Origin of the sequence: Spirillospora sp. NPDC048823, assembly GCF_043198445.1 — a bacterium.
GTDB lineage: Bacteria > Actinomycetota > Actinomycetes > Streptosporangiales > Streptosporangiaceae > Spirillospora.
On record NZ_JBICUT010000003.1, the window covers coordinates 684819 to 709081 of the forward strand.

A 24263-nucleotide genomic window follows, 5' to 3' on the forward strand; every position below is an offset into this window, starting at 1 on the left:
ACGGGCGATGTACGCACCAAAAGGCGAGGTGACCCCTGGCATGAGTTACACCAGCGCGGACCCGGGCCCACCGGCCCTCAGGCTCGCGAGCACCGGAACACTGACCTATGGCCTGTCGGTCGGCGAGGTCCTCGGCGTCAGCACCCTCAACGGCGCCCGCCTCATCGCCGGACGGGCCGGACTCGAGCGCATCGTCCAGCGGCTCAACGTGATGGAGGTCCCCGACATCCTGTCGTGGGTCAAACCGAACGAGCTGCTCCTGACCACCGGCTACCCCCTCCGCAACACCCCCCAGTCGCTCGGCAACCTGGTCGCCGACCTGGACGAGCGCGGCCTCGCGGCCCTGGCCATCAAGCTCGGCCGCTACCTCGACTCGCTCCCCGCCGAGATGATCGCGCAGGCGGACCGGCGCGGCTTCCCCCTGATCCTGCTCCCCAACGACGTCGGCTTCGACGACATCCTCAACCAGGTCCTGACCGACATCCTGAACCGGCAGGCGGCCGTGCTCGCGCGCACCGAGGAGGTGCACCGGGCACTCGTGCAGATCGTGCTGTGCGGCGGCGGCCTCCAGGAGGTCGTGGACGAGGTCGCGGCGCTGCTGGAGGCGGCGGTCGTCGTCCTGGACGGCGAGCAGCGCGTGCTCGCCGGCGCCGGGCCGGACGAGCACGTCCAGGCGATGCGCGCGTTCGACGCGGGCCGGCACGCGGCGTGCGGGCGCGGCGGCTGCGGCATCATCGGCGCGCACGGCACCGGCGACCACCTGGTCGTGCCCGTGATGGCGGGCGGCTTCGACCACGGCCGCATCGTCGCGTTCAGCCCGGACGGCACGCTGCGCGGCACCGACCTCGGCATCCTGGAACGGGCCGCGACCGTCGCCGCGCTCGTGGTGACCAAGCAGCAGGCCGTCGCCGCCGTCGAGAGCAAGTACCGCGCCGACTTCCTGCGCGACATCCTCGCGGGACGCGCGGGCGACGACGGCCGGGTCATCGCCCACTGCGACGGGTTCGGCTGGGACCTGGACCGCCCGGTGATGGTCGTCGTCGCCGAACTCGACGGCCGCCCGCGCGGCACCGGCGGGCCGGTTCCGGCCACGGCCCCCGAGAACGACGCGACGGGCCGCGGGAAAGGATCCGAGTCCGACGGCGGGAACCGCGGCGGGCGCGGCATCGAGGAACGGTCCGCGCAGGAGCGCCTCGCCGCCGCCTGGACCACGGCCGTCCGGCGGCACGACCGGGGCGCGGCCGTCGCGAGCTTCGCACACGAGGTCGTCGCGATCGTCGGCGCCGACGGCGGCGATCCGGCCGAGCTGACGGCCGGACCGCTCCACGCGATGGTCAAGGAGGCGTCGTCGATCTTCGCCGAGCACCAGCCGGTGCGGCGGACGTTCTCCACCGGCATCAGCCGGACGGTGTCGTCCCCCGCGGCGCTGCCCGAGGCGTACGAGCAGGCGGTCAAGGCCGTCAGGGTCGGCCGCCAGCTCAACGGCACGGGCGCGCGGGCGCACTTCGACCAGCTCGGTGTGTACCGGCTGCTGAGCCTGGTCTCCGACCCGGACGAGCTGCACGCGTTCGTCCGGGAGACGCTGGGCGACCTGGCCGCCGACGACGAGCCGGAGCTGGTGGACCTGCGCCGCACCCTCCAGGTGCTGCTGGAGACCAACCTCAACGTCGCCGAGACCGCGCGCCGGCTCCACTTCCACTACAACACGCTGCGCTACCGCATCGGGAAACTGGAACGGATGCTCGGAGCGTTCACCGAGGACGCGCATCTGCGGCTCAACCTCACCCTCGCCCTTCACGTACTGCGCATGCGCGGTATCTGAGGGTAGTGGCACCGCCTCGGCCGCGTCCGCCCGGCGCGCCGGGGCGGCCTCACGGGCCGCCGCACGTGCCACCACACGGGCCTGTCCTCCCAATCGAGGACCCGGGCTTTGGCAGATGTCGCCGATGCCCGTCCATCAGGGTAGATCTACCTTGCCCGCATGAACGCGGTCGGCTGAACGCGGCCGGTTGAACAGGGAGGGGCCCCCGATGGTGATCGGCTGGAAGCTGCACGGCGACGGACGCACACCGCCGCCCGGTGAGGTCGTCAGACCCGACGAGCGGCTGTCGTGGCCGCGCACCGCGGGCATCGGCGCGCAGCATGTGGTGGCGATGTTCGGGGCGACGTTCGTGTTCCCCGTGGTGATGGGCCTGGACCCCAACCTGGCCATCATGATGTCCGGGGTCGCCACGATCCTGTTCCTGCTGATCGTCGGCGGCCAGGTGCCGAGCTACCTCGGCACGAGCGCGTCGTTCGTCGGCGCGGTCGCGGCGATCCGCGCGGCGGGCGGCGACAGCGCCACCGTGACCGGCGCGATCCTCGTCGCGGGCGCCGTGCTCGCGGGAGTGGGCGTACTGATCCACTTCGTGGGCGGCGACGTCATTCACCGGATCTTCCCGCCGGTGGTGACCGGCGCCGTGGTCATGCTGATCGGATTCAACCTGGCCCCCGTGGTCGCCACCGTCTACTGGCCTCAGGACCAGTGGGTGGCGCTGGCGACGCTGGCGTTCGCCGTGCTGTGCGCGGTGCTGCTGCGGGGGTTCTGGGCGCGCATCACGATCCTTCTGGCGCTGGTGTTCGGCTACGTGCTGTCGTGGGTCCTCGACAAGGCCGTCGGTTCCATCACGTCGGTGCTGCCGGGTCAGAACCTGCTGGACGCGTCGGGCCAGGCGTGCGCGGCGGAGGGGCCCTACTGCGTGGCGACCGCGTTCGCGCACGACCGGGTCGAGTTCGCCGGCGTGGAGTCGGCGAGCTGGTTCGGGTTCCCGAGCCTGCACGGCCCCGACTTCAAGACGTCGGCGATCCTGCTGGCGCTGCCGGCGGTCATCGCGCTCATCGCGGAGAACACCGGGCACGTCAAGGCCGTGTCAGCGATGACCGGTGACGACCTCGACCCCGTCCTCGGCCGCGCCATCGCCGCCGATGGCATCGGCACCGTCCTGGCCTCCTCGGTCGGCGGCTCGCCCACCACCACCTACGCCGAGAACATCGGCGTGATGGCGGCGACGCGCATCTACTCGACGGCCGCGTACTACGTCGCCGCGCTCGTGGCGATCCTGTTCGGGCTGTGCCCCAAGTTCGGGGCGCTGGTCGCCGCGACACCGGGCGGCGTGCTCGGCGGCATCACCGTCGTGCTGTACGGGATGATCGGCCTGCTCGGTGCGAAGATCTGGGTCGAGAACCGGGTGGACTTCGCCGACCCCGTCAACCTCGTCCCGGTGGCGGCCGCGATCATCCTGGCGATCGGGAACGTGACACTCCAGATCACCGACGACTTCCCGCTGCAGGGCATCGCGCTCGGTACCATCGCGGTCCTGCTCGGCTACCACGTCCTGAACGCGGTGCGCCGCCCGGACGGGTCGGGCGGCGGCATCATCGCGCCGTCGGAGAAGGAGATCGGCGGCCCGGTCCGCCACCCGAAGAAGGAAGCGCCCGGCACCGAGACGGGCTGAGGGGACCGCGCAGTGAAGCCACCGCCGTTCGGCTACCACGCCCCGGCCACCCTGGACGAGGCGCTGGACGCGCTCGCCGCCGCACCGTCGGGCAAGGTGCTCGCCGGCGGCCAGAGCCTCATCCCGCTGCTCAACATGCGGCTCGCCGCCCCGTCCGACCTCGTCGACATCAACCGCGTGGGCGAACTCGACACCGTCCACGCGGGAGACGGGGGCGTGCGGGTCGGCGCGCTCGCCCGGCACGCGCGGGTGGAGCGCTCCGCGGAGGCCGCGGCGGTCCAGCCGCTGCTCGCGCAGGCGCTCCGGCACGTCGCGCATCCCGTCATCCGCAACCGGGGCACGGTCGTCGGGAGCCTCGCGCACGCCGATCCCGCCGGGGAGATGCCGGCCGTGCTGGCGGTCCTCGGCGGGACGGTCGAGGCGGCGTCCGCGCGTGGACGCCGGACGATCCCGGCCGCCGAGTTCTTCGCCGGGCCGCTGGAGTCGGCGCTCGAACCCGGTGAGCTGGCCGTCTCCGCGTTCTTCCCGGCGGCGCCGCCGCGCACCGGCACCGCGTTCGCCGAGACGGCGCGGCGGCACGGCGACTACGCGCTCGCCGGCGTCGCCGCCGTCGTCACCCTCGACGAGGACCTGCGGGTGTCGGCCGCCCGCGCCGGGTACCTCGGCATCTGCGACGTCCCGCTCGTCCTCGACCTGACCGGCCCGGCGGGCCCGCACGGCGACTGGGCGGCGGCCGCCGCGCACGTCCGGGAACGCGTCGACCCCGACACCGACATCCACGCGGGCGCCGAGTACCGGCGGCACCTGACCGGCGTGCTCACCGAGCGCGCCCTGACGATCGCGGCGGCCGCCGCCATGGACTCGGCGGCGGGCGCCGGGATGAACGCGGCGGCGGCCGACGCGCCGCGGAAGGCGGGAGACTGATGGAGGAGAGCCTCGACGTCGCGATGACCGTCAACGGGACGCTCCGCACGGCCCGCGTCCCCGCCCGGCGGCTGCTGTCGGACCTGCTCCGGCACGACCTCCGGCTCACCGGCACCCACGTCGGCTGCGAGCACGGCGTCTGCGGGTGCTGCACCGTCCTGCTGGACGGCGAGCCCGTGCGGTCGTGCCTGATGTTCGCCGTCACCGCCTCCGGGCACGACATCACGACCGTCGAGGGCCTCGCCGGCGAGGACGGGACGCCGTCACCCGTCCAGCGGGCCTTCCGCGAGTGCCACGGCCTGCAATGCGGCTTCTGCACGCCCGGGTTCCTCTGCACGGTCACGGCGCTGCTGCGCGAGACGCCGCGTCCGACCGAGGACCAGGTCCTTGAAGGGATCTCCGGGAACCTGTGCCGCTGCACCGGCTACCAGAACATCGTCAAGTCGGTGCACCGCGCCGCCGACCTGCTCGCGCAAGCCGAAGAAGGGGAGGACTAGATGGGGACGCGGGTCTTCGGTGAGCCGGTCGAGCGCCGCGAGGACGGCAGGCTCCTCACCGGCAGGGGCCGCTACCTGGACGACCTCGGGCACGACGCGCTCGCGGCGGCGTTCGTCCGGTCCCCGCACGCGCACGCCCGGATCGCCGACATCGACGTGTCCGGCGCCCTCGACGTGGACGGCCTCGTCGCCGTCTACACCTGGGAGGACCTGCCGGGCCGGGTGGGGGAGCCGCTGCCGCTGCTGATCCCGCACCCGTCGCTCACCCACGGCCGCACCGGCCACCCGCTCGCCCGCGACGTCGTCCGGCATGTCGGGGAGCCCGTCGCGATGGTCGTCGCCCGCGACCGCTACCTGGCCGAGGACGCCGCCGAACGCATCCGCGTGGAGTACGAGACGCTGCCCGCCGTCGTCGGCATCGAGGCCGCGTCCCGGGCCGGGAACCTCGTCCACGACGATGTGCCGGGCAACGTCGGCGCCGTCCTGACCCAGGAGAACGGGGACGCCGCCGCCGCGATCGCCGCCGCCCCGCACGTGCTGGAGTTCAGCCTCGCGATCGAGCGCAGCGCGTCGATGCCCCTCGAAGGACGCGGCGTGTACGCGCGGTGGGACGCCGACGACGGGTCGCTGCGCGTCTACTCGTCCACGCAGGCGTCCACCAGCGTGCGCGCCGCGATCGCCGCGCGGCTCGGGCTGCCGAACGGCAAGGTCGAGGTGATCGCGCCGGACGTCGGCGGCGGCTTCGGCGTCAAGATCGTCCACCCGTGGCCGGAGGAGATCCTCGTCCCGTGGGCGGCGCGGCTGCTGGACCGCGAGATCAAGTGGGCCGAGGACCGCCGCGAGCACTTCGTGTCCGCCGCCCACGAGCGCGGCCAGCTCCAGGACGTGCGGGTCGGGTTCGACGACGACGGCCGCATCCTCGGCCTGGACGTCCGGATCCGGCACGACCACGGCGCCTACACCCCGTACGGGATCATCATCCCGATCGTCACGTCCACCCAGCTCCTCGGCCCGTACAAGATCGGCGCGTACCGGGCGGAGGTCGTCAGCCTCTACACCAACACGCTGATCGTCACCCCGTACCGGGGCGCGGGCCGTCCCCAGGGCGTGTTCTGCATGGAGCGGACGATGGACCGCGTCGCCCGCCACCTCGGCCGCGACCGCGCCGACGTGCGCGCCGCGAACTTCATCCAGCCCGACGAGTTCCCTTACGACCAGGGCCTCACGTTCCAGGACGGCCGCCCCCTCATCTACGACTCGGGCGACTACCCGGAGCTGCTCCGCAAGGCGCGGGACCTGATCGGCTGGGACGGTTTCGAGGCCGAACGCGCCGCCGCCTCGTCCCGGGGCCGCCGCCTCGGCATCGGCCTCGGCGTCTACGTCGAGGGGACGGGCGTCGGTCCGTACGAGGGCGGGCACGTCGAGATCGACACCTCCGGGCGGGTGCACGTCTCCACGGGCCTGACCTCGCAGGGGCAGGGCCACGAGACCGTGTTCGCGCAGATCGCCGCCGCCGAACTCGGCGTCCCCATCGAGGACGTGCACGTGACGACGGGCGACACCCGCCGGTTCGGGTACGCGGTCGGGACGTTCGCGTCCCGCGCCGCGGTCATGAGCGGCAACGCGATCGCGCTCGCCGCCCGCAAGGTCCGCGACAAGGCGCTGCGCATCGCCGGCGAGGCCCTCGAAGCCGACCCCCGCGACCTCGACATCAACGACGGCGTCGTGCACGTGCGGGGCGACCCGTCGTCGGCGGTGCCGCTGCGGACGGTCGCGGTGCTGTCGAACCCGCTGCGGTACGCGTTCGACGAGGAGGCCGCGGCGGCGACGCAGTTCGCGGTCGGCCGCCCCGTCACCGAGCCGCCCGTCGCGGCCGGGGACGAGCCGGGGCTGGAGGGACGCGACTACTACTCGCCCGTCCGGTCCACGTTCGCGGCCGGGGCGCACGCCGCGATCGTGGAGGTCGACCCGGACACGGCGGAGATCGCCGTCCTGCGGTACGCGGTGGTCCACGACTGCGGGCGGCTCATCAACCCGATGGTCGTCGAGGGGCAGATCCACGGCGGCGTCGCGCAGGGCATCGGCGGCGCGCTGTACGAGCGGATGGTCTACGACGAGTCGGGGCAGCTGCTGAACGCCTCGTTCATGGACTTCCTCATGCCGTACGCGACGGAGATCCCCCGCATCGAGACCGACCATCTGGAGACGCCGTCGCCGCTGAACCCCCTGGGGATCAAGGGCGCGGGGGAGGCGGGCGTGATCCCGGTGTCGGCGGTGATCGCCTCGGCGATCGAGGACGCCGAGGGCATCCGCGTGGAGTCGATGCCGATCTCCCCGGACGAGCTCTACATGCTCCGGCGGCGCGCCGGCAGCGACCCGTCCCTACGCGTCCGGGAGGGCGTCCACGCAGGCTGACGGGATGGTGCCGGCGGGCTGGTGTCGGCGGGCTGGCGCTGACGGGCTGGTGCCGGCGGGGGTGGTGCTGGCGGGGTTGGCTCGGGTTGCGGGGGACCTCAACCCCGCCAGCGTGTTGACGATAGTGAAGCGCCGCCTTGGCGTTCGGCGTAACCGGGATTCCTCCGGGAAAGTCGGCTTTCAGCCGTGCGCCTGGGGCTTGTCGGGGACGTTGCCGCCGAGGGACTTCGGCAGGTAGTTCTCGACGGCGGCGGGCCGGAAGCCGGCCTGCTCGATCCAGTTCAGGATCATCTGGAGCTGCTGGGCGAGGCCCTTGCGGTAGTGCATGAGGACGATGTCGCCGGGTTTGAACCCCTTGCCGCCGTCGCCGCGCGCGAAGCCGTTGAAGCCGACGCCGGGGCCGGACGTGCCGTTGTAGAACTCCGCCGACCACAGCAGGATCGACTTGATGCCGCACTCCTTGGCCATCCGGCGGGTGGTCTCGTTGAAGCTGCCGAACGGGGGGCGGAGGATCTCGGGGCGGCGTCCGTACTGCTTCTGGATCTGGTCGGACGCCTCGCAGATCTCCTTCTTCTGCGCGTCGGGACCGAGCGTCGCCATGTTGGGGTGACTGACGGTGTGGTTCTCCATCACCGAGCCCGCGTTGCGCATGGCCCAGAAGTACTGTCCCTGGCCTTTGATGTAGGTGGAGGTCAGGAACGTCATCATCGGAACCTTCTCCTTCCGGACGAGGTTCACGAACTCGGCGTCGTAGGTGTAGCCGTCGTCGATGGTGAGGAAGACGACGCGGTCCTGCGTCTCGATGTTCTTGATGACCGGGGGGAGCCCGTCCTTGGAGGGTTCGGGCATCGTCCAGGAGCCGGGCTTCGGCGTCGCCCACTTCTGGTCGGCGAGCACCGAGGCGAGTTGCGTGCGCATCGGCGGTCCCGAGTCGCCCGGGAGGGCGGTCGCGACGGGCCAGCCGCCCGCGGCCACGCCGAGCACTCCGGCGGCCACCATGGTGATGACGGGCGTCTTCCCTCGCATCTGCCGCGTACTCCGTTCGTTCGGTGGGGTCGTTCGGTCGGGTCGTCCGGTGGGGTCGTCCGGTGGGGCTCGCTTCGGTTGACGCACCGGTGGCGGCGCGAGTTCGCGGCCGACGGAACCCGCCGGACATATCTGACCATTTCCAAAGGGCGTGCGGGTAGCTTCGCCCAAACCTCGGCGTGGAGTCGGCAGATGTTGCCGTTCGGCCGGGCGGCGGCATTCCCTAAGGTCGGGTCATGCAGCTCAACGGCAGTGCCACCGTCGCCGCGCCGCTCGCCCGCGTGTGGGACGCGCTCCAGAATCCGGCGGTCCTGGCCAGGACGATCCCCGGGTGCCGTTCCCTGGAGGAGACGGGCCCCGACACCTACCGCATGACCGTCTCGGCGGGCGTCGCCTCGATCCAGGGCACCTACGTGGGGCAGGTCGAACTCGCCGAACCCGACCCGCCGCGCTCGTTCGTCCTGCGGGCACGCGGGCAGGGGGCGCCCGGGACGGTGGACGCCACGGTCCGCGTGCGGCTCTCCGGCGGCGACGGCGCGACGCGGATCGACTACGACGCGGACGCGGTCGTGGGCGGGATGGTCGGCGGCGTCGGCCAGCGGATGCTGGGCAGCGTCGCCAAACGCACCGCCGGCGAGTTCTTCGCCGCCGTCGAACGCGACCTGGCCGCACTCGCGTCCGCACCCGTGTCCACACCCGCGGAACCGGAGCCCGCCGGGCCGCGGGCACCGGGCGTCCCGGCCGCGGCCGGTGCGGCGGGCGCGGTCTACGCGGGACGCGCCGCGGCCGAGCCGGAGCGGGCGTCCGTGGCGTGGCCGATGGCCGTCGCGTTCGGCTCCGGCGGCGCCGTCGCGCTGGCCGGAGTCGCGCTCGGCTACCTGCTCGGCAGGCGATCCCGCACCCGCTGAGCCCCGTCCACGCCGGGAACCCGTCCACGCCGGGAACCCGTCCACGCCGGGAACCGGCCCACGTCGGGAACCGGCCCACGTCGGGGCGCGCACTTGCTGATAAACGACGGCGGGCACCCGGGGCGATCGATCACCCAGGGTGCCCGCCGGTCGGAGGCGTCAGCCGGCCGCCATCAGGTCGACGACGAAGATGAGCGTCTCGCCCGGCTTGATGGCGGGGCTCGGGCTGCGGTCGCCGTAGGCGAGGTGCGGCGGGATGACGAGCTTGCGGCGGCCGCCGACCTTCATGCCGACCAGGCCCATGTCCCAGCCCTTGATGACGCGGCCGGTGCCGAGCTGGAAGTCGAGGGTGGAGCCCCGGTTCCAGGAGGCGTCGAATTCCTCGCCGGTCGACCACGACACGCCGACGTAGTGCATCGACACGTTCGAGCCCTTGGCGGCCTCGGGGCCGTCGCCCTCGGTGATGTCGGTGATGTCGAGGTACTCGGGCGGCTGGCCCTCGGGGAAGTCGATCTCGGGGCGTTCAAGCGCCATGAACGGGCTCCAGCGGTCTCGTGGAATGCGTCGGTCGATTGGAACGGCCCAGCCTAGCGGCATCGCGGTCTGACGAAAGAACACCGCGTCCATTGGCAGATCACGACGGTTTCCCAGGTGGCGAGTGTCCGGTAGACCCTTGACCATGGCGAGGCGGCTGCGGATCGGGATCGACACGGGCGGGACGTTCACCGACGTCGTCGCGCTGGACATGGACGCGACCGGGGACGGCGGGGGGATCGTCACCACGAAGACGCCCTCGACGCCCGCCGACCCCGCGGAGGGGTTCGCGGCGGGCGTCGCCAAGGTGCTGGGGCTGCTCGGTGCGGGTCCGGAGGACGTCGCGGCGCTGTCGCACGGCACGACGGTCGCGACGAACCGCCTCCTGGAGGACCGGATCGACGACCTCGGGTTCATCACGACCGAGGGGTTCGAGTCGATCCTGGAGATCGCGCGGCAGAGCGTCCCCGACGGGTACGGCAACAGCTACTTCTGGGTGAAGCCGCCGCGGATCGTCCCCGCGCACCGGGTGCGGACGGTCGGCGGGCGGCTCGACCACACCGGCGCGGAACTGCGCCCGTTCGACGAGGAGTCGGCGGTCGCGGCGGCCCGCTGGTTCCGCGACGCGGGGATCCTCGCGATCGGGGTGTGCTTCCTGCACTCCTACGCCGACCCGTCGCACGAGCTGGCGATGCGGGACGTGCTGCGCCGCGAGCATCCGGACGCGGTGGTGTCGCTGTCGTGCGAGGTGCTGCGCGAGTACCGCGAGTACGAGCGGTCGGTGACGACGCTGGTGGACGCCGCCGTCAAACCCGCGATGAACGGATACCTGGCGCGGATCGCCGAACGCGTCGCGGCCCGCCTGCTGGTGATGAAGAGCAACGGGGGCGTGCTGTCGGCGGAGGAGGTGGCCCGGCAGCCGATCACGACCGTGCTGTCCGGCCCGGCGGCGGGCGCGCTCGGCGCCGCGTTCGTCGTCGCCCACCGTGGCCGGGGAACGGGTGGTCGGCGAACGGGTGGACATGGAGCAGGCGGTCATGGCTCGGTGGTCACGCTGGACGGCGGCGGCACGTCCACCGACGTCGCGGTCGTCCTCGACGGCGAGCCGACGCTCACGACCGAGGGGACGATCGGGCGGCATCCCGTCAAGATCCCGATGATCGACATCGTGACCGTCGGGGCGGGCGGCGGCTCGGTCGCGTGGCGGTCGCCCGAGGGCGCGCTGAAGGTCGGCCCGCGCAGCGCGGGCGCCGACCCGGGCCCGCTCTGCTACGGACGCGGCGGCACCGAGGTGACGGTGACCGACGCGCACGCCGTCCTCGGCCGCATCCCGCCGCACCTCCTCGGCGGCGAGGTCCCGCTGGACGTGGGCGCCGCCCGGACCGGCGTCGAAGCCCTGGCCGGGCGACTCGGTCTCCCGTTCGAGCGGGCCGCCGCGGGCGTCCTGGAGATCTCGGCGTGGAACCAGGCGAACGCCATCCGGCAGATCACCGTGAAGCGGGGCCTGGACGTCCGCGACTACCCCCTCGTCGCGTTCGGCGGCTCCGGGCCGCTGCTCGCGTGCCGGCTGCTCGACGTCCTCGGCCTGCCCGCCGCCGTGATCCCCGAGAACCCCGGCAACGTGTCGGCGTTCGGGCTCCTCACGGTGGACGTGAAGAACGACTACGTCCGGACGCGGGTCGTCCGCGACGCCGAAATCGATCCCGCGCTGCTGGACGGCGTCTACGCCGACCTCGAAGGGGAGGCCGCCGCCGCCCTCGAACGCGAGGGCTTCCCGGAGGACGGGCGCCGCTTCGCCCGCTCCGCCGACCTGCGGTACTACGGGCAGGCGTTCGAGGTCCGGGTCCCCGCGCCCGCCGGGCCGCCGGACGAGGCGTTCCGCGCCGAGGTGGTCCGCCGGTTCCACGACGCCCACGAGGCCCTCTACGGCTACTGCTACCGCGACGACCCGCGGCACCCGGTCGAATGGGTCAACCTGCGGGTCTCCGGCATCGGCCCGATCGCCCGCCCCCGCCTGGCGGAACGCCCGCCCGGGGACGGCGACCCGTCGCGTGCACGCACCGGTACCCGGCCCGTCTACTTCGACGCCTGGGAGGAGACGGACGTCTACCGGCGCGAGAAACTCGCCCCGGGCGACAGGATCGGGGGCCCGGCCGTCATCGAGGAGTTCGGCTCGACGCTGCCGCTGCACCCCGGCTTCACCGCGGAACTCGACGGCCACGGCAACCTGGTGGTGACCCGATGATCGACCCGATCCTCCTGGAGATCGTCGAGGGCACCCTCACGTCGGTGGAACGCGAGGTCGAGACGGCCATCGCCCGCACGGCCCGCTCCCCGATGATCCGGGACGCGCACGACTTCCGCGCGGGCATCCACGACCGCCGCCTCCGCAAACTCACCGGACGCTCCTACTCGGCCCTCGTCCAGCCGGTCGCCCGCGACTTCCCGCTGGAGGAGATGCGTCCGGGCGACGTGTTCTTCCACAACGACGTGTACCTGTCGGAGGGCGGCATCGGGCACCTGCCCGACCTGTGTGTCACGGTCCCGGTGTTCCACGGCGGCGAGGTTGTCGCGTTCGTCCAGGCGTTCGGCCACCACGACGACATCGGCGGCGCCGTCCCCGGCTCGATGCCGAGCCACGCCCGCAGCGCGTTCGAGGAGGGCCTGATGGTCCCGCCGATCAAACTGTGGGACCAGGGCGTCCCGAACGCGGCGGCGTTGACGATCATGACCCGCAACTCCCGGATGCCCGACTCCCTGGCCGGCGACCTGGACGCCGAATGCTCGGCGTGCCTCATGGGCGCCCGCCGCCTCGGCGACCTGTTCGCCCGCTACGGCCGCGCCGACATCGAGGCGTGCTTCGACGCCGTCATCGGCAAGACCACCGAGACGTTCCGCCGCGAACTTCTCTCCAAGATCCCGGACGGGACGTTCGTGTGGGAGGACTACGCCGAGCACGACGGCGTCGACCCGCCCCGCCTGCACGCCCAGCGCATCACGCTGACCGTCGAGAAGGCGGCGGACGTCCCCCTGACCATCGACTTCGCGGGCACATCGCCCCAGGCCAAGGGCCCCATCAACCACGCCGGAGACTACGCGGACGGCGTCTTCCTGAAGAAGTGGCTGGCGCCCGTCCTGCGGAACCTGGCCGACACTCCCGAGCGCGCCGCCGAACTGGACGTGAACGAGGGCGTGGTGCCGCTCATCGAGATGCGCTTCCCGGAGAAGGGGACGCTCCTCACCCCCGTCTTCCCGGCCCCGACCAACGCCCGGACCTTCGTCATCCTGCGCCTCCTCGGCGTCCTCGCGGGCGTCCTGGCCAAGGCCACGGGCGGCCGGATGCCCGCCGACCAGGAGACGATCCGCTACACCGGCGTCTACGGCGAGGACGACCGCGGCCCGTACCTGATGCGCGAGGTCCTCGGCGGAGGCTCCGGCGGCCGCTACTACGCCGACGGGGAGGACACCATCCACGTCGTGCCCGACTCCCGCAACATCCCCGCCGAGTTCGCCGAGTCCCGCTGGCCGTTCGTCGTCGAACGCCTCGGCCTGGCCGTCGACTCCGGCGGCCCGGGGGAGTACCGCGGCGGCCTCGGCTACGACAAGCACCTGCGCATGCTCCGCGACGCCCACTACATGTCGATCGCCGACCGCTCGATCCTGTCCTGCTGGGGCGTCAACGGCGGCCGGGCAGGACGCCCCTTCCGCGTCGACATCGACGGCGAGGAGATGGAGGGCCTGGTGGACGGCCATCCCGTCAAGGCCGGCCAGATCATCCGCATCCGCACCACGGGCGGCGGTGGCTGGGGCGACCCCCTGAACCGCGACCCGTCCCGCGTGGTCGGCGACGTCCGCGACGGCAAGGTCTCACCCGAAGGCGCCCGCACCGACTACGGCGTGATCCTGGACGGCGGCCAAGTGGACGAGGAGGCGACCGCCTCCCTGCGCACGCGCCTACGCGCCGAACGCACCCCCACCCCGTTCTTCGACCGGGGCCCCGGCTACCCGGAACTCTCGGGAGGACTCCCATCCGCCGACCTCGACACCCTCTGAGACGTCACCCCGCCCTCCACCCCAGAGCGGCGTCCCGCTCTCCGTCTCTGAGCGGTGCCCGGCCCTCCGGCCCAGAGCCGTGTCCGGCCGTCCGGCCCGGAGCGGTGTCCCGCCGTCCAGCTCTGAACGGCGTCCCGCCCTCCCAGTCCAGAGCGGTGCGCCTGCGACTGGCGCATCATGGGACGTCCCTCGCGGACAGCTCGAAGGAGCCGGTGTCGATCCCGCGCGTCAGGACCCGGCGTGGACGGATACGGATCCACGCCGAGTCGAACGGCATGCCCGCCTCGATGCGTTCGCCGAGCTCCTCGCCCCCGGTGAGGTGCGTTTCCGCGCGCCCCCTGATCTCGATGCCGCGTGGCGCCCAGGGATCGACGGACGCCAGGTCGTCCACGGCGAACGCGACCTCGGGGTTGCGTTCGGCATCGCGGAACTTCTTGCTCGCCGCCATGCCGCTGCCGGCGTGGCCGCCGATCACGATGCTCTGGTCGTCCGCATCGAAGAAGACCCCTACCGGCGTGATGTGGGGCCGGCCACCGGGTCCTACGGTGGCCAGGCGGCCGAGGAGCCGGCCGTGCCTCGGGCGCCGACGTCCTGTGCCCGGGAGGACTGCCGCCCGAAGACCAGGTGCGTCCAACGGTGCGGGCGCTGCTCGACCGGCTTCATCCCGCCCCGGCGGTGGTCCTCAACCGGCTCGGCGACACCCTGGCCCACACCCCTGGCTACGAGCGGCTCGCCGGGCCCATCGGCCTGCTGGACGGCGAGCCGCCGAACCGGGCCCGGTTCGTCTTCACCGACGAGCGGGCCCGGACCGCCTACCCCGACTGGGACCGCGTCGCCGACGAACGGGTCGCCGCGCTCAGGGCGGAATCGTCACCGGACGATCCGTACCTCACCCATCTCGTCGAAGAGCTGACCATCACGGCGGGCGCACCGTTCACCGAACGGCTCCACGCCGCCCCGGCCACACCCCGCCGCACGGGCGTCGAGCGCCTCGTCCACCCCGGGGTAGGAGAGCTGCGGCTGGCCTACGAGGTCCTCGACGCTCAGACCCAGACCATGATCGTCTACTTTCCGGCCGACGACACGACCTCCGCTGACCTGGACCACCTCACCCGCGACCCCGGCACCACCCTGCACGTGATCCACGGCTGACCCCGCGCGCCCGCATCACGTCCCCAAGCCCTGGGGTTGTCACTGGGGGGCGTAAGCGGCTGGTGACCAGGGTGTTCTAGGTGTACTGCTCAGGGACGGGGTCAATCTGGTGATGGGTGGTTTGCCGCCGGTTGCGGTGTGGGGCCGGTGGTGATTGTAAGAGTGCAGCCACGCTGGGAGGGCTTTGCGGCGGGCTTGTTCGGAGCTGTAGAAGCGGCCGAGGGCCCAGCCGTCGGCCAGGCCAGGGTGCGGTGGGGGCGTTCGACCTTCCCGTTGGTCTGGGGCCGGTAGGGCCTGGTCTTCTTGGGTCGGATGCCGAGCTGGGCGCACGCGTCGCGCCAGGCGTGGGATTTGTAGGCCGAGCCGTTGTCGCTGAGCACTCGCTCGACGGTGACGCCCCGGGCGGCGAACCAGGCGACGGCGTTGCCGAGCACCCCAATGGCGGTGGCGGCCTTCTCGTCGTCGTGGATCTCGGCGTAGGCGAGGCGGGTGTGGTCGTCGATGACGGTGTACACGAACGCGGTGCCGACCCGCGGTTCGCGGCGGGTGTTGCGGGCGCCGGTGCGGCGGGCGGTGGCCTCACGGCTGCGTTCGCCCTGGACCCGGCCGACGAACCCCAGCCGCCGCCGTCGGGGATGTTGCCGAGTTTCTTGACGTCCACGTGCCCTGCCCGGGCCCAGCCGCTGCTTCCACCGCAGGTGCACGATCTTGCGGACCATCGACTGCGGGGTGCGGGACGGGCTGTGACGCGGCCGACAGGACCGGTCGGCCATGCCGGCCGCACCCTCGGCCCGGTACCTGTCGGCCCAGCGTTTGGTCTTTGGCCCGGCCTTAGCTGGGCGACCGGGTGGTACCCGGACCCGACCCACCGGTTGCGCGCCGAGGATGCCCCGCACGTGCCGGATCTCAGGAAACCGGAGGCCGTCCTCACTCCGTTCGCCGGCTCCGACCATTCGACGACATCGTGGTGCCGGCCTTCTCCGACGACGGCCGCTTTCTCGCCGTCACCAGCGAAGACGGCGAGCTGGCCGTCTACGACACGGCAGACCGGTCCAAACGTCTCCGCGTGACACCCGTCTCGGCCGGCCGGGATGTCATGTGGGTGCCCGGGCGGCACGTGGTCACGCTCAAGGAGGACGAGGACGACGAGGTTCTCCCGTGGGCCTACGACCTCGACGCCGACACCGAGATCGACATTGCGGTGCAGCCGGGCCGCGCACGCTCGCGCACCGGCCGCTTCCGGGTCGAGTACGGCGTCGGCGATCGGGTGGACTTCAACTCCGGGCGGTCCACGCCCGAGCGTACGGTGTGGCTCGGTGACGGATCCGCCGACCGGGTAACGCGCGTGACCTTCAGCGCGGACGAGCCCCGGATGTTCGTCGCGCACGGCTCGAAGGTGCACGTGATCGAGCCCGCCACCGGCCGGGCCCTGGACACCATCGCCGTGCCAGGCGACTGGCTGAACGCTGTGGCGGCGAGCCCGGACGGCGCGTACCTGGCCGTGGCGAGCGAGGATTGGAACGATGAGCGGAAGAGCACACCGGACATCTACCGGGTCGCCGACCGTGAGCTCATCATGCGGCGCCCGACCAAGGACCCCATGCAGGCTGGGATCAGTGCCCAAGCCCTGGCCTGGTCGCCCGACGGCGCTCGGCTGGCGGCCATCGTCGAGAACCAGATCCATCTCTTCCGCGTCGGCCTGCCAGACGAGCCACCAGTCGGTCTCAGGCTCTCGGCGCCGTGATGGGCTCGATATGGGTATAGCGACGAGACCGATAGCGAGACACGCGACCCCTCAGCAGAGCCGACCGAGGCGTCTCCGGCCTGGACTGGCCTGGGGACTGGCCTGGGGCCGGGCTGGACATGACCGGGGCCGGGCTTGGACCTGGGGTTGAGCGGATGCAGGTGCGGCTGTTCGTTTCTAGGGACCGGCGGTTTGGCGTTGGCCTCGGGGTTGGAGCCTGGTTCGGGGTGGAGGGGGCCGGGGTGTACGGCGTCGGCGAATGCGGTCGGCGGGTGCGGCAAGGGGTTCGTGCGGCACTGGTCCCACGTTGGTTGGCGTGTCCGGTTCCCGAGGCTGGGGGACTGCGGGGGGAGGCGCCGGTGGTGGACGGTGGCCGGGTGCGTCATCGGGGCTGTGGGGGCGGTAATCGGGGGTGTGGAGGCGGTAGATGTAGCGTCCGTCGGCACCCCGGGTGATGCGAATCTGTGCCGGGTTGGCGTGTTTGTGTCGGTTGTGCCAGCCGCAGCAGGGGGCGAGTTTGTCGATGTCCGTGGGGCTGTTGCCCAGCGCCCAGCCATGCACGTGGTCGACTTCGCACAGGGTGGCGGGGACCTCGCACCCTTCGACCGCACATGTGGGGTAGAGGGCTTCGAGGACGCGACGCTGGGCGGCGGTGGCGAGCCGGACGGTGTGCCCGAGGTAGAGGGGAAGACTGCCCCGGCCGAGGATCAGGGCTGAGACGCCGGCGTTGAGGGCGATGCGCCGCGCCTGGGCGGCCGGGATGGGGGTGCCGTCGGTCAGGCGTGCGGGGGTCGTGCCGCCGGTGAGGGTGTCAAGGTCGCAGAGGACGGTGACCTTGGTGGCGCGATGTCCGCCCGACAGGACGTGCGTCAGGGCCGCCGCCGTGCGTTCGGACAGGTCGCGGCGGTCGTCGGCCCCCGCTGGTTTGGCCAGGGGCGCGAGGGTGCCGTCCCAGATGGCGGCGTCTTCGGCGTTGAGCCAGCCCTTCACGTAGCGGCCGCCGTCCAGGGAGCGGGTGGAGTCGATCCAGGATCGTTCGTAGCCGCGCCGGGATTCGGGGTCGGGTTTCTCGGTGCCGTCGCGTTCGGCGATCAGGTCGGTGATCCGGGTGCCGAACGCGGCGACCTTACCGGCGGAGAACCCCTTCCCGGCCAGATCGAGCAGGATCTCTTCGGCGGCGGCGCAGTCGTCATCGTCCAGACGGGTCACGGCACCGGCCACGGTGGCGGCGTACCCGTAGGACAGGCCCCCGCAGGCGAGCAGATCGCCGACCTTGGGCAGGCGGTGGAGCTGGCGAGCCAGAGCGAGACGTTCCTTCGCGCGGGCCTCGCGCATGCCGAGGCGGGAGCGCAGCCAGGCACGGGAGGACGGGTAGCCCCAGCGGCGCATCTCACCGGCGGCGTCCACCAGGCCGATGAGCCCCGCGAGGACGCTCTCGTGCCGGTCGGTGGCGGCGGCGAGGGTCTCGGCGGCCCGCATGCACTCCGCCGGGGAGTCGGGTGCGTCCCGGCGGGCGAGTTCGGCTGCGATCGAGGCCGCCGCGTCCACCAGCCGGGTGGTGGACATCGACGCCACATCGATGATCTCAGTCGAACACATGCTCCAATGTTATCGAACGAACACAGAGCGTGTTCGCATTCGGAGGTGAGAATATTGAGTCCCTCTGGACAGGCGAGGAGGGCGGCCCATCGAAGTCCTCGCGCTCGGCCGCCTCAGCGCCCGGGTTCGCGTCCGGCGGCGAGTTCCTCGAAGACATGGTCGGGGTCGTGCTGTTTCCAGTACCGGAACATCAACGAGACACGGCCGTCCGCACCGAACGAGTTGATCGGCCGTGACGAGTCGACGAGATAACGCGGTTCGTCCCACTGCTGTGCCACGACCGCCAGGGGACTGTCGGCGACGAGAATCCACGTGGCCTCGCCGCTCGCGATTGAGGCGAGGAAGTGCCGGTCAAGGAGGTACGCGACCACGTCGGACAGGGACGTCTCGGGCGGCAGATCGATCGTCTCGGCGTGGGGGAGGGCATCGTCGCCCATGGCGACGCTGCCGCGATCCACATTGATCATCATTGCCGGGCGGCCGTTCGTGCCCGCCAGGTCTCGGCCTCGTCCGCACGCCCTGTTCGCGTCAGCAGGCCGGCGAGCAGTTCCGCGGCGCCGGCATGCCCCTTCTCGGCCGCGGCGGTGAGCCACGACTCCGCCTCCGGAAGGTCGTCCGCCTCCAGCTTCAGGCGTCCGAGGTTGGCCATCCCATCAATGCCGCCGGCGGTGGCGGCCTCACGGAACCACCGCTCGGCGTCCGCGTGGCTCCCCTGGAGGACGTACTGGATGGCCAGGTTGTTCATCGCGATGTCGAAACCGGCCTCGGCGGCGCGCCGATACCAGTCCATCGCCTCCTCCCGGAGACCGGTGCGGCTGAGGACGGAACCCAGGTTGTTCATCGCCGGGACGTGACCCGCCTCCGCCGCGCGGCGATACCAGCGCTCCGCCTCCTCGGGGAGGGACAGTCCCAGTTCGTACATCGCCCATGGATCTCCGTCCTGGGCGGCACGGCCGAGCCAGGTGACGGCGTCGCCGTCCCGGCCCGCCTCCCAGGCGAGCCACACCATGCACTTGACGGACGCGAGGTCGCCGTCCTCGGCCACCGGACGGAAGTGGTCCCGGGCTTCCTCGACCAGTCCGAACCGGGCCAGCCGCGCACACCAGGCGGGTGCGGCGTCCGTGTCGTCCTCGGCCGCCGCCTGCTTCAGTGCGATCACCGCCGCCGGTCCGATCCCCTCGGAGAGCCTGTCGTCAACGCTCATCCCGCCAACCTACTGAAGTGATTTCTCTGACTTGTCGGTTTCGAGGGAAAGGTGCCCATTTCACGGGACGATCCGGGTCCATACCCATTTCCCGCGTTGGGGTCGCGGGTCACGTCGCATGCGGCCGAGAGTGCCCGGACGATCTGCAGACCCCGGCCGCCGTTGTCGTCGAACGCGTCCTCGGAGAGGCCGAGGGTTTCGAGGGTGAGATCGACCTTCGGCTTGACTCGGGGCAGGTCGGGGCTGCCGTCCCAGACGGCGATGACGATCCCTTGCGCGTCCCGGCTGAGCCGGAGGCGCAGCTCCTTGTGCGGCGTGTGCTCGGCCGCGTTGGTGACGAGTTCCGAGACGACGAGAAGCGCATTGTCCAGAATGTGAAAGTAGTTCCATTTGCGGATTCGCGCGTCGACAAGTGTGCGTGCGAGCCCCACTGAAGCCGGTGTGCCGAAAAGTGGGATGATCAAGTCCACGGTCACCGTCATCACCATCGTCCCGTCCTTGTCTCGGTTTCCGATTTCCTGCGACAGGGATCACGAGTTATGTCTAACCTTCTGCTGTACTCGAAATCTGAAAACCAAGGAGACGCGATGCCCCCCCGTTCGCGAACCCCTGGACCCTCGGGTCTCGATGTGGCACTTCCTGTCCTTCTTCATGCGTTTCATGCGCGAGAAGGCCGGCCTGTCGCTCTCTCAGTGCGGCGAGATCATGGGCGCTGCTCGGTCCACTGTTTCCAACCTGGAGGCGGGCAGGCGCCGCCCTCAGGACGATCAAATGCGGCTGCTCGACAAGCGCTACGGGACGGGTCTGCTTTTTCAGCTCATTCTGTGGATTGCCCGAATGGCGCATGACCCGGACTGGGCGCGTCAGTGCATGGAGTACGAGAAGCGGTCCACGGCGATCAAGACCTACCACGGGAAGGCGATACCCCGCCCCTTCCAGACTGAGGGATACATCCGCGCGCTCCTCGAAACGGAGACGACCACGGACATCGAGGCCGGGATCGCCATGCGTGTGGAGCGGCAGCGCTTGATCTTGGAGCGCCCAGACCCACCTACGCTGTGGATGCTCGTGGATGAGAGCGTTATGGCATCTCCCATCGGTGGTCCCGAGGTCATGAAGCATCAACTGGAGCACTTGCTCGACATGGCGAGCCGCCAGAACGTCATCATGCGGATCGTGCCGACTGCGGCCGGCGCTCACCAAGGATTGACGGGCCGTTCCAAGTCATCTGTCTGGAAGAGCGGGACGCCGCCTACGCAGGCGCCCAACACGGCGGACGCTTGATCGAGAGCCCCATCGAGGTGAAGGACTTTTCGACTAGGTTCGAACGTATCGGTGTGAAGGCCCTCCCCGAAGATCGCGTTCCGCCAGCCGGTCCAGGTCGGCGAGGGTCGGCTGCGGGCGCCCCTGGTCCTCGGGCGCGCGAAGGACGCCGATGACCTCCCGGAGATCCTCCAGCGCCTGGTGCGCGCTGTCCCGGCACCGGCCACCGCCGCCGCAGGGACAGCGCTGCGCAGGCCAGCGCGCCCGTGATCTGGTCGGCGATCACCCGTGCGGTCCCCACGCCCTGCGTCGCCGTGTCGAAGGCGATCACGGAGAAGCCCGCGGCGAGGAGGAAGAGGCCGATGTCGATGAGCCAGTCCCGGGTGGCGCGGCGCATAATCCGGGAACCTACTTCGGCACCTGCCGCGTTCGTGCACTGCGGCGCGGAGGCGAGACCGTCGGATGACAGACGAGGACGTGATCCGCGACTTTGGTCTGCACCGGTCGATCCCGTCGACCGATGGCGGCCCCGGAACGGGCTGTCTAGCTTCGGGCCATGAAGGGTCTTCTCGGTTTCCTGTGCTTCGTCCTGCTCGCCCAGGGCGTCGGCGGGCTCATGCGGGAACTCACCGGCAGAGGGCCCCACCTGTGGGGCCTCACTCACAAGATCGGTTTCCTGGACGACCACCAGGTCTACGCCAACATCGGCCTGATCGTGCTGGGCATGGCGGTTCACCGTGATGTCGCTCGTGCTGCTCGGCCAGATCACCCCTGTCGGGATTCTGCTGTCCCCCTCGGCCCGAGCGCACTTCAGGTACACCCGGGTGCCCGGAAACGGTGCCGGGTGAGGGCGGTGCGGGCCGGGGGCCGGCCGGGCCGCGCGGTCAGGAGGGGCCGGAGCAGGTCGAGAAGCGGTGATGGGTGAAGGTGGTGCCGTCCACGAAGAGGTCGGAGCGGTCGCGGGTGGCGTCGGCGGCGAAGTGGGCGTTCTCGCGGGTGGCCCAGTCATCCCAGGCGCCGGCGTACTCGGGGCCGTCGCGGTCGAGGGCGCGGGCGCGGCGGAGGTCGCGGGGCGCGTCGATCCAGATGCGGTAGGCGGCCGGCGACTCCGCCCAGGCCGCGCCGACGCCTTCGAGTACGACGACGGGCGCGGGCGGGATCTCCTCCTCCGGGCCGTAGCGGTCGCGGTGCCAGTCGTAGCGGCGCAGGACGGCGGGACGGCCGTCCCGGAGGGGTGTCAGGACCGTGTCGCGGAGGGGCGGCCACCAGGTGAGCGGGTCGGCGTCCCAGGGCACCCGGAAGTCGTCCGACCGCACGACCGGCGCGCCCGAGAGGACGGCGGCCAGGTGGTCGGTGAACGTCGACTTGCCGGCGCCGCTCGGGCCGTCGACCGCGACGAGCCGCACGGGGCCGCAGGACGGCGGCAGTGCGAGCAGGCGCACGGCGAGCGCGGGGTACGTCAGGGTGGCGTCCGGCACGGACGGCATACTTCCAGGTGCCGCCCCCGAAGGAGGACGTCCTTGCCCGGACCGCTCGAAGACGTTGTGATCGTCGACCTCAGCCGCGTGGTGGCGGGTCCGCAGGCCACGATGACGCTCGCCGACCTCGGCGCCAGGGTGATCAAGGTGGAGCAGCCCGGCGGCGGTGACGAGACGCGGGGCTGGGGGCCGCCGTTCGCGGGCGACGAGCAGGTCAGCACCTACTACCTGTCGATCAACCGCAACAAGGAGTCGATCACCCTCGACCTGAAGGCCGCCGGCGGCAAGGACACCCTTGCGCGGCTGGTGCGGCACGCCGACGTGCTCGTGGAGAACTTCCGGCCGGGCGTCCTCGACCGGCTCGGCTTCCCGGTGGAGCGGCTGCACGAGCTGAACCCGGGCCTGATCGTCCTGTCGATCACGGGGTTCGGGCATGAAGGGCCGGAGGGCGGACGTCCCGGCTACGACGCGATCGTGCAGGGCGAGGCGGGCATCATGAGCGTGACGGGGCCGCCCGGCACGCCGAGCAAGGTCGGGTTGTCGATCGCCGACATCCTCGCAGCGGGCAACGGTGTGGCCGGGGTGCTGGCCGCACTGTACGAGCGGGCGCGCACCGGGCGCGGCGCGGTCGTCCGCACGTCGCTGCTGGCTTCGGTGGTCGGCGCGCACATGTTCCAGGGGACGCGCTGGACCGTCGCCCGCGACGTCCCCGAGTCGGTCGGCAACGACCACCCGTCGATCGCCCCGTACGGGACGTTCCGCTGCAAGGACGGGCAGATCCAGATCGGCGTCGCCAACCAGAACCTGTGGCGCCGGTTCGCGGCGGTCGTCGGCCTCGACCCCAGCGACCCCCGGTACGCGACGATCCCGGACCGATCCGCCAACCGCGCCGAGCTGACCGGCGACATCGAGCGGGTCCTGGGCGGCGACACCCGTGAGGTCTGGCTGGCGCGGCTGAACGAGGCGGGCGTCCCGGCCGGGGCGATCCGGTCGATCGACGAGGTGTACGAGTGGGAGCAGACCCGCTCGCAGGGGCTCGTCGTCGAGGTCGACCATCCGCAGCTGGGACGGATCGAGCTGCCGGGGCCCGCGCTGCGGTTCGACGGGGCGCCGCCGCGCGAGCACTCCGCGCCGCCGCTGCTCGGCGAGCACAATGACGCGGTGATGGCCTGGCTCGACGAATGCGACGGGCTTGACGAACGCGACGGGCTTGACGAACGCGACGGGCTTGACGAGGCGGAGAGGGGCGAGTGATGGACCTGCTCGGCGAGTCGGGCGGCCCGGTGCGGATCGACGGGCGGGAACTGGCGCGTGACGAACTGCTCGGATGGGCGTCGGCCGTCGCCGCGGAGATCCGGGGCGCGGACGCCGTCGCCGTCCACGCCACCGCGTCCCTGGAGACGGTCGCCGCGGTCGTCGGCGGTGTCCTCGCGGGCGTCCCGGTCGTGCCGCTGCCGCCGGACTCCGGGCCCGCCGAACGCGCGCACATCCTGGGCGACTCGGGCGCGAGCCTGCTGCTTGCGGCGAGCGGCACGCGGCCGGCGGACGGGGAACCGCCCCTCATCCCGGTCGACGGGCTCCCGCGCAACGGAAGCGAACGGACGGGCGCCGGCGCCGCCGCGGACGCGACCGCGATGATCCTCTACACGAGCGGGACGACCGGTGCCCCCAAGGGCGTCCTGATCTCGCGGGGCGCGATCGCCGCCGGGCTGGACGCCCTCGCCGAAGCCTGGGAGTGGACCCCCGACGACGTCCTGGTCCACGGTCTGCCCCTCTTCCACGTGCACGGTCTCGTCCTCGGGGTCCTGGGAGCCCTCCGGGTGGGGTCGCCGCTCGTCCACACGGGACGCCCTAGACCCGAGGCGTACGCCGCCGCGGCGCAGGACGACGGCGGGAGCCTGTTCTTCGGCGTCCCCACCGTCTGGTCGAGGACGGCGGCGGAACCCTCCACCGCGCGGGCTCTCCGCACCGC

Annotated in this window: 21 protein-coding genes and 1 pseudogene; 13 read left to right on the forward strand and 9 right to left on the reverse strand. The window is 71.8% G+C overall.

The window, feature by feature from the left end; all coding sequences use genetic code 11:
* Window positions 1–40 precede the first annotated feature (40 nt).
* The 5 genes from ACGFK0_RS10760 (at window position 41) to cutA (ending at window position 7330) form a co-directional block, all read left to right on the forward strand.
* Entirely contained in the window at window positions 41–1822 is a 1782-nt protein-coding gene (locus tag ACGFK0_RS10760; protein WP_392902779.1) for a PucR family transcriptional regulator, read from the forward strand.
* Window positions 1823–2030: 208 nt separating this feature from the next.
* Window positions 2031–3494: a uracil-xanthine permease family protein gene (locus ACGFK0_RS10765; RefSeq protein WP_392902781.1), complete on the forward strand. Its 1464-nt coding sequence runs from the start codon at window positions 2031–2033 to the stop codon at window positions 3492–3494.
* A gap of 12 nt (window positions 3495–3506) precedes the next feature.
* Entirely contained in the window at window positions 3507–4418 is a 912-nt protein-coding gene (locus ACGFK0_RS10770; protein ID WP_392902783.1) for an FAD binding domain-containing protein, read from the forward strand.
* Entirely contained in the window at window positions 4418–4915 is a 498-nt protein-coding gene (locus ACGFK0_RS10775) for a (2Fe-2S)-binding protein (protein ID WP_392902785.1), read from the forward strand. Before ACGFK0_RS10770 ends, ACGFK0_RS10775 begins: the two co-directional genes overlap by 1 nt.
* A complete protein-coding gene (cutA, locus tag ACGFK0_RS10780; protein ID WP_392902787.1) occupies window positions 4916–7330 on the forward strand; it encodes an aerobic carbon-monoxide dehydrogenase large subunit in 2415 nt (804 codons plus the stop codon). It begins immediately after the preceding gene.
* Between the two features lie 180 nt (window positions 7331–7510).
* Here the strand turns inward: cutA and ACGFK0_RS10785 are convergent, their stop codons facing one another.
* Complete coding sequence (locus tag ACGFK0_RS10785) at window positions 7511–8356, reverse strand: polysaccharide deacetylase family protein (RefSeq protein ID WP_392902788.1); 846 nt, start codon at window positions 8354–8356, stop codon at window positions 7511–7513.
* A gap of 236 nt (window positions 8357–8592) precedes the next feature.
* Here ACGFK0_RS10785 and ACGFK0_RS10790 point away from each other — a divergent pair, with 236 nt between their 5' ends.
* Window positions 8593–9264 (forward strand): carbon monoxide dehydrogenase subunit G, encoded by a 672-nt coding sequence (locus ACGFK0_RS10790; protein WP_392902790.1) that lies wholly within the window; start codon window positions 8593–8595, stop codon window positions 9262–9264.
* 159 nt (window positions 9265–9423) lie between these two features.
* On the opposite strand, the gene ACGFK0_RS10795 is transcribed toward ACGFK0_RS10790, so the two are convergent.
* Window positions 9424–9798 carry an FKBP-type peptidyl-prolyl cis-trans isomerase gene (locus ACGFK0_RS10795; RefSeq protein WP_392902792.1) on the reverse strand — a complete coding sequence of 125 codons (375 nt, stop codon included), beginning with the start codon at window positions 9796–9798 and terminating at the stop codon, window positions 9424–9426.
* A gap of 145 nt (window positions 9799–9943) precedes the next feature.
* Between ACGFK0_RS10795 and ACGFK0_RS10800 the strand changes: the two genes are divergently transcribed.
* Both ACGFK0_RS10800 and ACGFK0_RS10805 read left to right on the forward strand, forming a co-directional pair.
* Window positions 9944–12043 carry a hydantoinase/oxoprolinase family protein gene (locus ACGFK0_RS10800; RefSeq protein ID WP_392902794.1) on the forward strand — a complete coding sequence of 700 codons (2100 nt, stop codon included), beginning with the start codon at window positions 9944–9946 and terminating at the stop codon, window positions 12041–12043.
* Window positions 12040–13851, forward strand: coding sequence for a hydantoinase B/oxoprolinase family protein (locus ACGFK0_RS10805; protein ID WP_392902796.1), 1812 nt, complete (start codon window positions 12040–12042; stop codon window positions 13849–13851). The genes ACGFK0_RS10800 and ACGFK0_RS10805 overlap by 4 nt, the downstream gene beginning before the upstream one ends.
* Before the next feature lie 175 nt (window positions 13852–14026).
* Here the strand turns inward: ACGFK0_RS10805 and ACGFK0_RS10810 are convergent, their stop codons facing one another.
* The gene (locus ACGFK0_RS10810; protein ID WP_392902798.1) at window positions 14027–14485 is read right to left on the reverse strand and encodes a PPOX class F420-dependent oxidoreductase; all 459 of its coding nucleotides are present in this window, start codon (window positions 14483–14485) and stop codon (window positions 14027–14029) included.
* Between ACGFK0_RS10810 and ACGFK0_RS10815 the strand changes: the two genes are divergently transcribed.
* Window positions 14476–15003 carry a hypothetical protein gene (locus ACGFK0_RS10815; protein WP_392902800.1) on the forward strand — a complete coding sequence of 176 codons (528 nt, stop codon included), beginning with the start codon at window positions 14476–14478 and terminating at the stop codon, window positions 15001–15003. The genes ACGFK0_RS10810 and ACGFK0_RS10815 overlap by 10 nt on opposite strands.
* Window positions 15004–15042: 39 nt before the next feature.
* On the opposite strand, the pseudogene ACGFK0_RS10820 reads toward ACGFK0_RS10815, so the two are convergent.
* A pseudogene (locus tag ACGFK0_RS10820) lies at window positions 15043–15872 on the reverse strand (DDE-type integrase/transposase/recombinase).
* A 95-nt stretch (window positions 15873–15967) separates the two neighbouring features.
* Here ACGFK0_RS10820 and ACGFK0_RS10825 point away from each other — a divergent pair.
* Window positions 15968–16747 (forward strand): WD40 repeat domain-containing protein, encoded by a 780-nt coding sequence (locus ACGFK0_RS10825; protein ID WP_392902803.1) that lies wholly within the window; start codon window positions 15968–15970, stop codon window positions 16745–16747.
* A 177-nt stretch (window positions 16748–16924) separates the two neighbouring features.
* On the opposite strand, the gene ACGFK0_RS10830 is transcribed toward ACGFK0_RS10825, so the two are convergent.
* The 4 genes from ACGFK0_RS10830 to ACGFK0_RS10845 form a co-directional block, all read right to left on the reverse strand.
* A complete protein-coding gene (locus tag ACGFK0_RS10830; protein ID WP_392902805.1) occupies window positions 16925–18346 on the reverse strand; it encodes a DUF222 domain-containing protein in 1422 nt (473 codons plus the stop codon).
* A gap of 113 nt (window positions 18347–18459) precedes the next feature.
* Complete coding sequence (locus ACGFK0_RS10835; protein WP_392902807.1) at window positions 18460–18804, reverse strand: hypothetical protein; 345 nt, start codon at window positions 18802–18804, stop codon at window positions 18460–18462.
* 8 nt (window positions 18805–18812) lie between these two features.
* Window positions 18813–19550, reverse strand: coding sequence for a tetratricopeptide repeat protein (locus tag ACGFK0_RS10840; RefSeq protein WP_392902810.1), 738 nt, complete (start codon window positions 19548–19550; stop codon window positions 18813–18815).
* Window positions 19547–20038 (reverse strand): ATP-binding protein, encoded by a 492-nt coding sequence (locus ACGFK0_RS10845; protein WP_392902813.1) that lies wholly within the window; start codon window positions 20036–20038, stop codon window positions 19547–19549. Before ACGFK0_RS10845 ends, ACGFK0_RS10840 begins: the two co-directional genes overlap by 4 nt.
* A gap of 139 nt (window positions 20039–20177) precedes the next feature.
* On the opposite strand from ACGFK0_RS10845, the gene ACGFK0_RS10850 reads away from it, so the two are divergent.
* Window positions 20178–20834, forward strand: coding sequence for a helix-turn-helix transcriptional regulator (locus ACGFK0_RS10850; RefSeq protein WP_392902814.1), 657 nt, complete (start codon window positions 20178–20180; stop codon window positions 20832–20834).
* Window positions 20835–21697: 863 nt separating this feature from the next.
* On the opposite strand, the gene ACGFK0_RS10855 is transcribed toward ACGFK0_RS10850, so the two are convergent.
* Window positions 21698–22300 carry a uridine kinase gene (locus tag ACGFK0_RS10855; RefSeq protein ID WP_392902817.1) on the reverse strand — a complete coding sequence of 201 codons (603 nt, stop codon included), beginning with the start codon at window positions 22298–22300 and terminating at the stop codon, window positions 21698–21700.
* 33 nt (window positions 22301–22333) lie between these two features.
* Here ACGFK0_RS10855 and ACGFK0_RS10860 point away from each other — a divergent pair, with 33 nt between their 5' ends.
* Together ACGFK0_RS10860 and ACGFK0_RS10865 are read left to right on the forward strand one after the other, a co-directional pair.
* Entirely contained in the window at window positions 22334–23545 is a 1212-nt protein-coding gene (locus tag ACGFK0_RS10860; protein ID WP_392902820.1) for a CaiB/BaiF CoA transferase family protein, read from the forward strand.
* Window positions 23545–24263: AMP-binding protein (locus ACGFK0_RS10865; RefSeq protein WP_392902823.1), on the forward strand; the 719-nt coding region annotated here is incomplete at its 3' end. The genes ACGFK0_RS10860 and ACGFK0_RS10865, both read left to right, overlap by 1 nt.